The sequence below is a fragment of the Vibrio sp. B1ASS3 genome (assembly GCF_905175355.1).
GTDB classification, from domain to species: Bacteria; Pseudomonadota; Gammaproteobacteria; order Enterobacterales; family Vibrionaceae; genus Vibrio; species Vibrio owensii.
On the sequence record NZ_HG992743.1, the window covers coordinates 2096820 to 2108893 of the forward strand.

Here is a 12074-nt window from a genome sequence, read left to right on the forward strand (position 1 = left end):
CGAGATTGTACTCGCTATCCCCGTCGACCATTAACGCGAAACTGTTGTGGGGTGACATCAAAATAGGCTTTAAACGCTTTGATGTAGGAAGAGTCGTTTTGATACCCCACTTGATCGGCAATGCTTTGGATAGAGAGCTCTTCGTCCAACAAAGACAGCGAATAAATCAGCCGAATTTGTTGTCGCCAAAGTTGAAACGACGTGTTGAACTCTTTGGAGAACAAGCGCGACAACGTTCGCTCGGATGCACCGACTTTCTCTCCCCACTGTTTGAGTGACCAATCCAATGCTGGTGTGTCGGTCAGCGCTTCAAATATCAACTTTAAACGCCTGTCTTCAGGCAGCAGTAACTGAAAGGTCTGCACGTTATCTTTCATGATTTGATCATGCAACACGCCAAGCAATCGTGATACTTCCTCATCACTGACGAACCCTTCGCATTGGCGGCGTATTTCCTGTAACAACTCATTCAGAAACGGAGTAAGTGTGATGGTTCGAACTTGATGCTCGTATTCAATGCCGAACTTAGGGTTTAGATAGATACCGACAAATGTCGTATGGCTTAGCGCGATGGATTCATGTTGAATACCCGCAGGCACAAACAGCGCAGAGGTATGAGGCACAAGGTGTTGGTAGTGCTCGGTTTTGGTTTGCAATAGCCCTTTGATCGGGAAAATGACTTGATGCCACGTGTGTTGGTGCATCGCATCAATGTAACCTTTCGGCATGTCGATGGTCTTAACCAAAGCTGGTGAGTGGGGATTGGCAGCCATCATCTCATTGGAGGTCATGACACCGGAGTGAGAATCGATTTGGCGGGTTGGCATCATTAACTGTCCTTACATCCCTATTCTGACACAAGTTCACTAGGCTATCATGCTCGGCAAAGTGAATGAAGCCGTGAGGTGCGACGTATGCGATATCAAGTTGAAATATCCAAAGAAAACCAACTCTTATTCAAAGTTGATATTGATAACATCAACCAAGACAAGTGCGAAGCATCGCTTGAAACCGTGTTAACCAAGTTTCCTAAAGCGGAAGGTTATCAACGCCATGTGTTGGTTTCAGATAGCGAAACGCGTTACCTAAAAAGCACAGAAAAGCGCATTGAAGTACTGGCAGCGATTCCGGTATTTAAGTCATTGGGCGAGCGCTAACGTTGTCTTGTCTCACGCCGTTTGGCAAATCAGTTTCAGGCAATAAGGAAAGAATATGAAGAAGTTAGGCGTAGTTAACAGCGTATTAGCAGGTAAAACCGTTGCCTTTGCACATGGTGCGAAAAGTGCAATTAACAAACAGGTTCTGCCGCAGCGTCAGCACGCAACAGAGCTGGGTTTTACCAACGACGAACAAGGCGATCCACGCTTTCATGGTGGGATTCAAAAAGCTCTTCATATTTACCCAAGCGAGCACTATTCGGTTTGGCAGCAAGAGTTAGGCGATAAAGCAATTTTCCAAGCAGCTGGCGCGTTCGGCGAAAACCTGAGCTCAAGTGGCGTAACAGAAGATTCCATTTGCTTGAAAGATAAGATCCGCATCGGCTCAACCTTGTTAGAAGTATCCCAAGGGCGCATGCCCTGCTGGAAACTCAACGTGCGCTTTGAGCAAAACGACATGGCGAGAAGACTGCAAGACACGCTTCGAACAGGCTGGTACTTCCGAGTGCTACAAGAGGGCGATATCGGCGCAGGTGACGAAATTATTCTGTGCGAAAGACCTTACCCAGACTGGTCATTGGCTCGCATCATGGGCGCAGTATTTACTGGTTGCCTAGATGAAACGGAGCTAAGCCAACTGGCGGAACTTCCATTGGTTGAATCTTGGGGCAAGCTTGTTGAACGCCGCTTAGAAACAGGCGAAGTCGAAGATTGGGAAATGCGTTTGGTTGGTCCAACTGCGGGTTAATTCCTTCCTCTCTTCCCTAAAATGACCAAATTTATAGGCCACACACCTGATATCGTCAGGTTTGTGGCTTTTTGTTCTTCCTATCTTGTTGAATTACCAACACAAGCAAACAGCCTCTTTTTCTAAAGTTCTATCCTTTGAGCTTACTAACATAACCAACAATAAATAGCCGCTACACTCAGCCACGTTTCATCTTCCTTTGTTTATCCTGTTACCCTCTTGGAGAAATCTAGTGGCAACCATGAAAGACGTCGCGGACATGGCTGGCGTATCTACGGCAACAGTCTCGCGTGTTATCAATCGCACCAGTTATGTTGAACCAGTAACGCAAGAGCGAGTCGAACGCGCCATTAAAGAGCTCAACTACCGCCGAGATGCGCGAGCAACAGCGCTAGCAAACCGCAGCAATAACACGCTAGGTTTACTCACGGGGAACTTGGCTGACCCTTTTTTCGCCTTGATCGCCAAAAGCGTAGAAGAAGTGGCCCGTGCCAATGGTTGTCAGTTGGTCGTAGTCAGTGGTGGGCACAATGCGCAACGAGAAAAAGAAGGGCTCGACTTTCTCATCAGTCAGGGCTGTGAGGCGATGGTCGTACACTCAAAGATGCTCGATGACACCACGCTGATGCAATACGCTGCACAGCTTCCGGCGATGGTGTTACTCAACCGCACCATTGCACAAATCTCCAATCGTTCTGTCTGGGTAGACAACCGAGTCGGTGCGCGCAAATCGGTCGAATATTTGATTCAGCAAGGTCATCGCAAGATAGCCTGTGTCACCAGTGACTTACCCATTGAAGATCGAACCGACCGCCTTGAGGGTTATCGAGACGCGATGATGCGTACTACCAAGCCACTATCGATTGGTATCAAAACCAACATGCTACCCACGTTGAGCGTGACTGGATCACTACGGTACATGGCGTACTTCCTGGGCTCGCGATCGCATTACAAATGCTCACCGAAAAAGGCGATGGCATCGTAATGCAAAGTCCGGGATATGGCTCCTTCCGTAAGATCATTGAATTCAACGATCGTGTTGTCGTCGAGAACCCACTGACGGAAACCAACGGCGACTATCAACTCGACTTTGATCATCTCGAAACCTGCTTTGCTAATGGCGCAAAAGCAATGATCTTCTGCAATCCACATAACCCAACGGGGCGAGTTTGGTCTGAAAGCGAAATGACAAAGGTTGCCGAACTGTGTGAGCAATACCAAGTTTGGCTGCTAAGTGATGAAATCTGGGGCGATTTAGTGGTTGGTGATGCGCAGTACTACTCTGCTTTGCGTTTGCCACAAGCGCTCACAAAACGTCTAATCGTGGCTACGGCTGCAAGCAAGACGTTTGGCTTGTCTTCACTGCGAATCTCTAACTTTATGATTCCAGATGAATCACTCCGAGCGCAGTTTACTCGCAGGCTAGATGCTCATGGCATGGACGTGTTCAATAGCCTATCGATGAGTGCGGCGACCATCGCTTATCAAGAGTGTTCTGATTGGTTAGTGGACTTAAAAGACTACTTGCGAGTCAACATCGCCAAACTTGAGCAGTTTGTGCAAACGGAACTCCCAGAAGTGAAGTTTGTTGCGCCACAAGCAGGCTATTTGGCTTGGTTAGATTGTCGTGCGCTTAACTTGACCGACGCCGAGCTGGAACAAAAATTTGTCTCGACTGGACTTGTCCCAAGTATGGGCATTGCTTTCGGTAAAGAAGGCTCAGGCTTTGTTCGCCTTAACTTAGGTTGCCCAACTGGCACACTGGATGAAGCCTTGGTAAGAATCAAACATGCGCTAAGCTAACCATACAAACAACAGATATAACAAAGCCACGCTTCTCTCATTGAAGCGTGGCTTTTTGTTTATTTTGCTCTGTTTATTTAGCTTTTGGCGCTTGGCGTTTCGGCTTGCCTTGGAACTGCTTAATACTCTTCTTGGCATTGGTTCGGCGATTGGCTTTTTTATCACGTGGAGCACGTTTGCTTTCGCCTGTTGATGGCTTATCCGTTACTGGGAAACCTTCAAGATCTTGCGTTGGCAATTCACGTTGAGTCAGGTTACGGATCGCGGTAAGCGCTTCGGCTTCGCCATGGCAGACTAGCGACATTGCAACACCTTGCTCGCCTGCACGGGCTGTACGTCCTACTCGATGAACATAAGTCTCTGCGTGCATTGGCAACTCAAAGTTAATCACTACTGGTAGTTGCTCGATGTGAATACCACGGGCTAATAGATCGGTGGCAATTAGCACCTGTGTTTGCCCAGATTTAAACTGCGCCAGCGCTTCTTCTCGCTCTGCTTGGCTCTTATTACCGTGCAGCGCATTGGTTGTGATTCCAGCTTTGTTCAACTTCTTCGCCAAACCATCAGCGTTCTCTTTCGCACCAATAAATACCAATACCTGCGTCCATGTATTTTGCTTGATCAGTTCAATCAAGGCTTTGGTTTTGCTGCCTTTGTTGACGAGATACAGCGTTTCGGCAATATCTTGATTGGTGCTGTTTTCTTGATGCGCTGCTACCTGTTTTGGTGCATGCATGAGCTTCTTGGCTTTGCCCTTCAACTCATCAGAAAACGTTGCTGAGAACATCGCGGTTTGACGCTGGTTTGAAACCTGCTCTGCAATGTTTTGTACGTCAGGCCAAAAGCCCATATCCAACAAGCGATCCGCTTCATCCAACACTAGGTGATGGATGTTACTCAGCTCCAACCCGTTGTTCGCCAGATCAACTAAACGACCTGTTGTCGCCACAAGAATGTGAGGATTTGACGCAAGTGCTTGTAGTTGCGCCTCTTTATCCACACCACCGCACAAACACACTGCGTTGAGACCAATAGATTGACCAACTTGGTTAATCGCCTCGCTCACTTGTGTCGCCAGTTCACGTGTAGGCACTAGAACCAACGCTTTTTGCTCTGGATTTACACTTAGCTTTTCCAACAGAGGCAAACCATAAGCAAGGGTTTTGCCGCTGCCCGTGTTTGCTAATGCCAATACGTCTTTACCACTGAGTAGCTCAGGAATTGCCAAAGCCTGAATATCGGTTGGCTTCTTGAAGTCTTTTGGCAGTGCTCGAATCAGCTCAGAGCTCAAAGAGAGAGTAGAAAATGGCATTAGCTTAACCTTGTGCTTTTGGTTGAAGAGGCAGTAAAACAATATAGATGCAGTAAATCGCAGGCGCGGACTTTACCACAATCCATTAGACGAACAATCCCATTTTAGAAGAGGAAGTCTGCAAACGTCGTTGGTTTTTAATGCCTCAAACAAAAACAGTGATTAGATTGCCGCTTGGTAGGTACCACGAATAGGATAATCATTTTCTGGGTTACGGATAAACGCCAATCCTGAGAGCAGAACTTCTAGATCAGGTCGAGCGAATGGACCGTTGGAGATATCGACTAACTGAACTTGTCCTTTACTGTTCACCACAAACAGGCCCGGCTCTGCAAAGAGACGGTCTGTCTCTTTTTCTGAGCGAGGCTCCGAGATATACAAACCTAACGTTTGCATCTGCTCTACTGTCAGGCCATAAGCGACTGAGAACGTGACGCTCAGTTGCTCCATATGCTGCTCTAACTGTGCTTGGCTATCTGCGGAGACTGCCACGATGTCCATCCCGAGTTGTAAGAATCGCGCTTTTAGTGTCTCTAGCTCGTTGAGGTAACGAGTACACAAAGGGCAGTGTTTGCCGCGGTAAACTATCACTAAGCGCCAATCGACATTCTCAGAAGGTGTACCCAGCTCGATAGTTTCGCCACTTAGCGTTGGCAGAGTGATAGAGGGGAACAAATCACCTGCGGTAAATTTTGTGGTTGTCATTATTCAGTCCTATTTACTTCACGTTGTTTAAGATAAAACGAGCGCGACACAGGTTGGAGTGGAGAGCATTGCAGCCCTCACATGTCGCGCTCCAACTAACAGACCGGAGTTATCGTTGAATGTATTCGTAACTTTCGTCAAATTTGTTGCGTTTACCTACGTACTTATCTTCAAAGTTTGGGGACCACACTGCGCTTGCATCTTGGTTTTGGTTCCAATCAAAAGCGGTAAAGCGGTGCACCATTTTCCAAACACCATCACGACGTTCAAAACGGTACAGGTGGCGACCACCTAAAATGCCTTCTTTGTCCACGCCATCTTCTTCATGCACGTGGTACGCCCACACATAGCTCTCTGCAGTTGCTGTATCACCATCTACTTCGATGAGAACGTTACTAATGCGGTGCTGTGTAATTTTGATTGCTTCAAACCCCTTCATTGCTGGTTCAACAAAAGCGTGGGCATTATCGTTATAGAAAAACAAATCTGGAAAGATTGGGTCTTGATGGTCTTCAATAGCATCTTCCCAGTAAGTGGACTTCATCAGCTCTGCGTCCATACGGTCTAAAGAGCGAGCATGACGGAAAATCACCTCAGTAATATCTTGTTTATCAAGTAGTAGTTGCAGTTTTTGTTGCATGTCCATAAGCGCCTCCATTGGCGAATCAATCTTGGTTAATCTTTCTTACCGATTTGTCTTTCGGCTTGGGATGTATCTTAGAACCAACCAATATCGACTAAAACTGAGCTACAATGACTAGCATCTATGCTTATTTGGAATAATTGAGAACACTAATGGACCAACTAAGTGCAATGCGCGCATTTGTTCGAGTGGTACAAACGGGCAGCTTTTCTGCCACAGGTCGAGAGATGAATACCTCACAAACGACGATCAGTAAAAAAGTGGCAGCGTTAGAAAAGAAAATCGGCGTCAAACTCCTCGCTCGAAGCAGTCGCGATCATGCTTTAACGCCTGCGGGCACGAAGTATTATCAAACTTGCGTGGATATTTTAGGAGAACTGGATGAAGCCGAAGCTGAGGCAAGATCGGAGGTGGCTTCTCCGCAGGGAACGATTCGCATCTCAGCACCAGTGGCGTTTGGTCGCATTCTGCTTGCCCCTATCATGTCAGAGTTTTTCCAACGTTATCCTGATATCAAGGTAGATTTACAGCTCAGTGACCAGCACACCGACTTGATCAGTGATGGGATAGATGTCGCAATTCGAGCTAAACAACTGGAAGACTCGACGTTGATTGCGCGCCATTTGTTTGATAACCCAATGCTAGTTTTAGCCGCGCCGAATTATTTACAACAGCACGGTGAACCCAAAACTCCTGAAGACTTAAAACAACACAATTGTTTGGTTTATTCGCGGATGAAAGACATTAATGTATGGAGCTTTACCAAGCAAAATCAGAAACATGCCGTCGCGGTAAATGGTAATTTTCAAAGCGACAATGGGGATGTATTACTAGAGGTTGCATTAACTGGAATGGGGATAGTCACTCTTCCGATTTGGATGGTTGAACATCACTTAAAAGAAGGGCGACTTACACAATTGATGAGCGACTACACAGGGCAAAATTTACCTTTCAATGCTGTGTACTTACAAAGCCGTTATACGCCTCTTAAGGTTCGCTGCTTGATTGATTATCTCAAAGAAAAGCTTCCCAACGTTGAGTAGCAACAAAAAAGCGCAGAGCCAAAACTCTGCGCTTTTACATTGTAAATCGAGCGGATATCTTGGCTTTATGCCACTTCAGCACTGTACATTTGAGCCATGTGAAGGCACTGCGGTTCTGGTGAGAAATCAACGATACCTCCTCGACCTGCTTCAACATTGCAGTACTCAACTAACAAGGCTTTGAGCTTAACTCGACCGCGTTGAATTCGGCTTTTCGTTGCAGAAAGCGAAAGCCCTAACTGGTCCGCGACCGTTTGTTGAGGCAAACCGTCGAGTTCAGACAGAATCATGGCTTGGCGATATTTCTCTGGTAGACATTCAAACATTGGGCGCAAACAATGCCCCATGGTTTGGAGATTCTCCAGCTCAATCGGCATTTCCTCTTCAACCTGATTGTCTATCAACTCTTCGTAACTTTGGTGCGTACGATAGTGATCCATGATCGCGTTGTGCGTGATGCGATATAACCAGCTTTTGATTTTGCTTCGCGCTTCTAACTGGTCGATCTTTTGACTCGCCTTGATGTACACCTCTTGCAAAATGTCATCGGCTAAATCTGGATCACTGGTCTGTTTGACAATGTAGTTTTTAAGCTGCTCTTTGTGTGCCAACCACTCTGCTAACATGCGACGGTCTCTATACATAAAACAATAATTCGATATTAATCGAAATATAAACCGTATGGCAAGTATGATCTATACATTATGACTCAGACTCAACCGCGCCATCTGCTTTCACCCATTCAGCAAAACCACCAGCAAGGTTAAGCACAGGCCCAAGCCCCATGTCAGCGGCTTGTTTTGCCGCATAGAGGGAGCGAAGTCCATGCGCACAGTAAAAGACGTACGTTTTATCTTGAGCAAAAACTGGGTTGTGCACTGGGCATTGTGGATCAATCAAAAACTCCAACATGCCTCTTGGACAGGTAAATGCCCCCGGGATCACGCCAAGTTTGCGCCTTTCATCGGCTTCTCGTACATCCACGAATACGTAACCTTCGTCTGCAAACAGCGCTTTGGCATCCTCAATAGAGAGGTCTGCCACACTCAAGCGCGCTTCTTCTGCTAGGGCTTTGATGCCTTTAGTGATGGTTTGTGTCATCGTTTTATTCTCCTACCACTTCACTTACTTACGTTTATCGACAGCGGCTTTAAGCAACTCAAACGAGGTTTGAATTTGCTCTAAAGAACAAGCGAAATTCATGCGGTAGTAGTTTTCATTGGGTTCACCAAACCAAGTACCTGGCGTCAGTGCCATTTTAGCTTCTTCTGTCAGCAAGGTTTTCAGCTGAGAAGATTCCAATTCTAAACCAGAAAAATCCAACCAAATTTGATTGGTTCCTTGTGGCAAGAATGCTTTCACCTGTGGCAAGTTGTGCTCAATAAACTCAATAATCCAGTTACGATTGTTTTGCGTGTAAGCATGAAAACCTTCAAACCACTCTTTACCTTGTTGGTAAGCCGCAATGGTCGCGTAGGTGGTAAACGCATTGCCATGATCGATAGAAAGTGAAGCGGATGTCGCTTTGATCTTCTCGAAAAGAGCCTGGTTATCGCTGTAAATGTAGCCGTTAGAGATGCTGTTCAAACCAAAGTTTTTCGCTGGAGAACCAATGATCGTCAGGCTGTTTTCATAACCTAATGAAGTCATACTGGTAAAGGTTGAACCTTCAAATACGATGTCGGCATGCACTTCATCGCTGATGATCATCACATTGTACTTCTCAGCTAACGCCACCATGCGCTCTAGTTCTGCTTTAGTCCAAACACGCCCCACTGGGTTATGAGGATTGCACAGCAAAATCATTTGCACTTCACCACTTTTCAACTGGTTTTCAAGCAGTTCAAAGTCCATCACGTAGTGGTCGTTTTCAATTTTCATTGTGTTGCCAACAACGGTTCGGCCAGCTGACTCAATCAAACGTCGGAACTGATGATAAACCGGAGTTTGAATCAATACGCCCTCACCTTCTTTGGTGAATTCGCGGATAAGCAACGCAATGGCACTCAGTACGCCCGGCACTTGAACAAAGTTATCAGTGCTAAGTTCAAGACCATGCAAATCCTTATTCCAATCAGCAATGGACTGAAAAACCGTCTTGCTATCAAACTCGTACGAGAAGGTTTCACGACTAACAAGTTGCTGCATCGCTTGCGAAATAGGTGATGCAATAGGGAAGTCCATGTCTGCAATCCAATACGGTACAACTTGGTCTGTTCCGTACACTTGGTTGAGCATTTGGCTATCATGCTTGATGAATTTGTCTTTAATATCTGAGTGCGTTGGCTGTGGCTTGAACATGGCATTCTCCGGTCGAAATCGTTTTTATACAGATAAGACGACTGTGGTCAGAAAAAGACGCAAAATATTTTTGGGTATTCATCTGACAGAACATTGCAGATACTTTTTATATATAAGATTCAGAGAATTAAGAACGAAAAAACGCAGAGCCTAGACTCTGCGTTTTGTTAGATGGGTTTGCGGTTTTTTACTTATTTGGTGTAGAAAGCGCGTTTTAGTGCCATTTCTAGACCACGCACTTCAGCAAGGCCTTTCAAGCGACCGATGGCTGAGTAGCCTGGGTTGGTCTTCTTCTTCAAATCATCCAGCATTTGGTGACCATGGTCAGGACGCATAGGAATCAAACGGTGATCGCCTACTTCTGCGCGGCGTTGTTCTTCATCCAAAATCGCCATCACCACGTTGTACATATCCACATCGCCATCTAGGTGCGCGGCTTCGTGGAACGTCATTGGGTTGCTTTCTTCACGCTTGGTTGAACGCAAGTGAGTGAAGTAAACACGATCGCCATGCTTTTTAATCATCTTCACTAGGTCGTTGTCACCACGCACACCGTAAGAGCCGGTACACATGGTTAAGCCGTTCATCTTGCTCGGTACTTTTTCGGTTAACCAATCGATGTCTTCGATGGTTGAAACAATGCGCGGCAAACCAAGAATTGGGCGCGGTGGATCGTCTGGGTGTACCGCCAATTTCAAGCCATGCGCTTCACACACTGGCATTAACTCCGCTAAGAAGTACGCCATGTGCTCACGCAGTTTGTCTTTACTGATACCAGCGTAGCGGTCCAATTGTGCTTGGAACTCTTCTAGCGTGTAACCTTCTTCTGCGCCCGGCAAACCAGCAATGATGTTGCTTGTCAGTTGTTGGATTTGCTCTGCCGTCATGTTGTTGAAGTACTCAAGCGCTTGAGCTTGCTCAGCTTCGGTGTAATCCGCTTCTGCGCCCGGGCGTTTAAGAATGTGCAGCTCAAATGCTGCAAATGCGATTTGGTCAAAGCGTAGCGCTCGAGAACCATCTGGCATTTCAAATTCAAGGTCAGTACGCGTCCAGTCGAGTACTGGCATAAAGTTGTAGCAGACCGTATCTACGCCGCACTCTGCAAGATTACGTAGCGTTTGTTTGTAGTTGTCGATCCATTGTTGGAAGTTGCCCGTCTGAGTTTTGATTTCTTCGTGAACAGGAACACTTTCAACCACCGACCACGTTAAGCCTTTCTCTTCGATGATGGCTTTACGTTTTAAAATCTCTTCTTTCGACCACACTTCACCATTTGGAATGTGGTGTAAGGCATTCACGATGCCTGTTGCGCCAGCTTGACGAATATCGTCTAGCGACACTGGGTCATTCGGACCGTACCAACGCCAAGTTTGTTCCATGACACTCACCTTTTTTAAGACGCACTCAGCCCGCTCGAATTATTCAAGCTAAGTGCACAACGACTTCTTAATATGCAGCCACGATAATGCAGCTGCGCTGACTAGAGCCGACCGAAGTCGGCAATGTGGTTAACCGTTTTCAGCGCCCTGCAGAACAACAGGGTTGGAACTGAATAAGTAACCATCAAAATTTGGGTCATCGATGTCAGACAGCTCCAACAGGCGCTGTTTAACGTTTTCAAGGTGTTGCCACATGGCATTTTTTGCAGCGATAGGATCTTTACGCTGCAATGCGGCGAGGATTTTGGCGTGATCGTCTAACCACTCTTCACGGTAGTCTTGACCAGCAATGTGAGAATGAAGTTTCTTCCACATTGGGCTGTTCTCGCGTCGCTCCCAAGATTGCTTCAGCATGTCCACCAGTACAGAGTTTTGAGTTGCCTCTGCAATGCACATGTGAAACTTCTCATCACCGTTGCAATCTGCGGTGCCACTGGCGAGTTCTTCTCGTTCTAACTCAAGGGCTGCGCGCATTTTCACGATGTCGCCAGGCGTTACTTGCATCGCTGCAAATTCCGCAATGTTACTTTCAAGCAACTGGCGAGCTTGGAGCATTTCAAACGGACCGGCATCATCGCTGATCACGTTCTCACGGGAGTTCGGTTGAGATGGAATATTGATGACATACACCCCAGAACCTTTTTTCACTTCGACAAGGTTTTCCAGCTCAAGCATGATGATCGCTTCACGCACTACCGTGCGGCTAACGTCGAGACGTTCTGCGATATCGCGCTCAGGCGGCAACCTATCACCAACCTTGTACAGGCCGTTGATTAACTCTTGTCTTAGGACTAGACCGGTTTCTTGATACGGTCTTTTCGGTTCAAAAGGCATCATGATGATATTATCACTATATTCCATCTAACTTCTCACGCCATCATAACGACCAATAACAATTGGTCAACCTCTATGTACCAGAATGT

Annotated in this window: 12 protein-coding genes and 2 pseudogenes; 5 read left to right on the forward strand and 9 right to left on the reverse strand. The window is 46.5% G+C overall.

Going from position 1 to position 12074, the window contains the following annotated elements; translation table 11 throughout:
- Nucleotides 1-14 precede the first annotated feature (14 nt).
- Nucleotides 15-830, reverse strand: coding sequence for a helix-turn-helix transcriptional regulator (locus tag KJB05_RS27575; RefSeq protein WP_208444791.1), 816 nt, complete (start codon nt 828-830; stop codon nt 15-17).
- Between the two features lie 84 nt (nt 831-914).
- On the opposite strand from KJB05_RS27575, the gene KJB05_RS27580 reads away from it, so the two are divergent.
- From KJB05_RS27580 to KJB05_RS27595, 4 genes and pseudogenes are all read left to right on the forward strand, one after another.
- On the forward strand, nt 915-1157 hold the full coding sequence (locus tag KJB05_RS27580) for a hypothetical protein (protein WP_005429049.1): 243 nt from the start codon (nt 915-917) through the stop codon (nt 1155-1157).
- A gap of 55 nt (nt 1158-1212) precedes the next feature.
- The gene (locus KJB05_RS27585; protein WP_208444790.1) at nt 1213-1905 is read left to right on the forward strand and encodes an MOSC domain-containing protein; all 693 of its coding nucleotides are present in this window, start codon (nt 1213-1215) and stop codon (nt 1903-1905) included.
- 232 nt (nt 1906-2137) lie between these two features.
- Nucleotides 2138-2743 (forward strand): annotated as a pseudogene (locus KJB05_RS27590) (LacI family DNA-binding transcriptional regulator); the annotation flags it as partial.
- Nucleotides 2737-3708 (forward strand): annotated as a pseudogene (locus KJB05_RS27595) (aminotransferase class I/II-fold pyridoxal phosphate-dependent enzyme); the annotation flags it as partial. The pseudogenes KJB05_RS27590 and KJB05_RS27595, both read left to right, overlap by 7 nt.
- Before the next feature lie 73 nt (nt 3709-3781).
- Here the strand turns inward: KJB05_RS27595 and KJB05_RS27600 are convergent.
- The 3 genes from KJB05_RS27600 to KJB05_RS27610 form a co-directional block, all read right to left on the reverse strand.
- Nucleotides 3782-5020: a DEAD/DEAH box helicase gene (locus tag KJB05_RS27600; protein WP_208444789.1), complete on the reverse strand. Its 1239-nt coding sequence runs from the start codon at nt 5018-5020 to the stop codon at nt 3782-3784.
- Between the two features lie 162 nt (nt 5021-5182).
- Nucleotides 5183-5725 carry a peroxiredoxin-like family protein gene (locus tag KJB05_RS27605; protein ID WP_208444788.1) on the reverse strand — a complete coding sequence of 181 codons (543 nt, stop codon included), beginning with the start codon at nt 5723-5725 and terminating at the stop codon, nt 5183-5185.
- A gap of 109 nt (nt 5726-5834) precedes the next feature.
- Entirely contained in the window at nt 5835-6371 is a 537-nt protein-coding gene (locus tag KJB05_RS27610) for a nuclear transport factor 2 family protein (RefSeq protein ID WP_009706635.1), read from the reverse strand.
- A gap of 149 nt (nt 6372-6520) precedes the next feature.
- Here KJB05_RS27610 and KJB05_RS27615 point away from each other — a divergent pair, with 149 nt between their 5' ends.
- Complete coding sequence (locus tag KJB05_RS27615; protein WP_208444787.1) at nt 6521-7411, forward strand: LysR family transcriptional regulator; 891 nt, start codon at nt 6521-6523, stop codon at nt 7409-7411.
- Nucleotides 7412-7476: 65 nt separating this feature from the next.
- On the opposite strand, the gene sigZ is transcribed toward KJB05_RS27615, so the two are convergent.
- From sigZ to KJB05_RS27640, 5 genes are all read right to left on the reverse strand, one after another.
- Entirely contained in the window at nt 7477-8037 is a 561-nt protein-coding gene (gene sigZ, locus KJB05_RS27620; protein ID WP_020195529.1) for an RNA polymerase sigma factor SigZ, read from the reverse strand.
- A gap of 76 nt (nt 8038-8113) precedes the next feature.
- The gene (locus tag KJB05_RS27625; protein WP_171306006.1) at nt 8114-8512 is read right to left on the reverse strand and encodes a rhodanese-like domain-containing protein; all 399 of its coding nucleotides are present in this window, start codon (nt 8510-8512) and stop codon (nt 8114-8116) included.
- A 24-nt stretch (nt 8513-8536) separates the two neighbouring features.
- Nucleotides 8537-9712, reverse strand: coding sequence for an aminotransferase class I/II-fold pyridoxal phosphate-dependent enzyme (locus KJB05_RS27630; RefSeq protein ID WP_208444786.1), 1176 nt, complete (start codon nt 9710-9712; stop codon nt 8537-8539).
- Between the two features lie 191 nt (nt 9713-9903).
- Nucleotides 9904-11091, reverse strand: coding sequence for a mannonate dehydratase (gene uxuA / locus KJB05_RS27635; protein ID WP_005434165.1), 1188 nt, complete (start codon nt 11089-11091; stop codon nt 9904-9906).
- 129 nt (nt 11092-11220) lie between these two features.
- Nucleotides 11221-12012 carry an FCD domain-containing protein gene (locus tag KJB05_RS27640; RefSeq protein WP_208444785.1) on the reverse strand — a complete coding sequence of 264 codons (792 nt, stop codon included), beginning with the start codon at nt 12010-12012 and terminating at the stop codon, nt 11221-11223.
- Between the last annotated feature and the right edge of the window lie 62 nt (nt 12013-12074).

Bases quoted from the DNA above. Each gene is read 5' to 3' on its own strand.
- KJB05_RS27575 (WP_208444791.1), bottom strand. From the start codon at position 830: ATGATGCCAACCCGCCAAATCGATTCTCACTCCGGTGTCATGACCTCC.
- KJB05_RS27580 (WP_005429049.1), top strand. From the start codon at position 915: ATGCGATATCAAGTTGAAATATCCAAAGAAAACCAACTCTTATTCAAA.
- KJB05_RS27585 (WP_208444790.1), top strand. From the start codon at position 1,213: ATGAAGAAGTTAGGCGTAGTTAACAGCGTATTAGCAGGTAAAACCGTT.
- KJB05_RS27600 (WP_208444789.1), bottom strand. From the start codon at position 5,020: ATGCCATTTTCTACTCTCTCTTTGAGCTCTGAGCTGATTCGAGCACTG.
- KJB05_RS27605 (WP_208444788.1), bottom strand. From the start codon at position 5,725: ATGACAACCACAAAATTTACCGCAGGTGATTTGTTCCCCTCTATCACT.
- KJB05_RS27610 (WP_009706635.1), bottom strand. From the start codon at position 6,371: ATGGACATGCAACAAAAACTGCAACTACTACTTGATAAACAAGATATT.
- KJB05_RS27615 (WP_208444787.1), top strand. From the start codon at position 6,521: ATGGACCAACTAAGTGCAATGCGCGCATTTGTTCGAGTGGTACAAACG.
- sigZ (WP_020195529.1), bottom strand. From the start codon at position 8,037: ATGTTAGCAGAGTGGTTGGCACACAAAGAGCAGCTTAAAAACTACATT.
- KJB05_RS27625 (WP_171306006.1), bottom strand. From the start codon at position 8,512: ATGACACAAACCATCACTAAAGGCATCAAAGCCCTAGCAGAAGAAGCG.
- KJB05_RS27630 (WP_208444786.1), bottom strand. From the start codon at position 9,712: ATGTTCAAGCCACAGCCAACGCACTCAGATATTAAAGACAAATTCATC.
- uxuA (WP_005434165.1), bottom strand. From the start codon at position 11,091: ATGGAACAAACTTGGCGTTGGTACGGTCCGAATGACCCAGTGTCGCTA.
- KJB05_RS27640 (WP_208444785.1), bottom strand. From the start codon at position 12,012: ATGGAATATAGTGATAATATCATCATGATGCCTTTTGAACCGAAAAGA.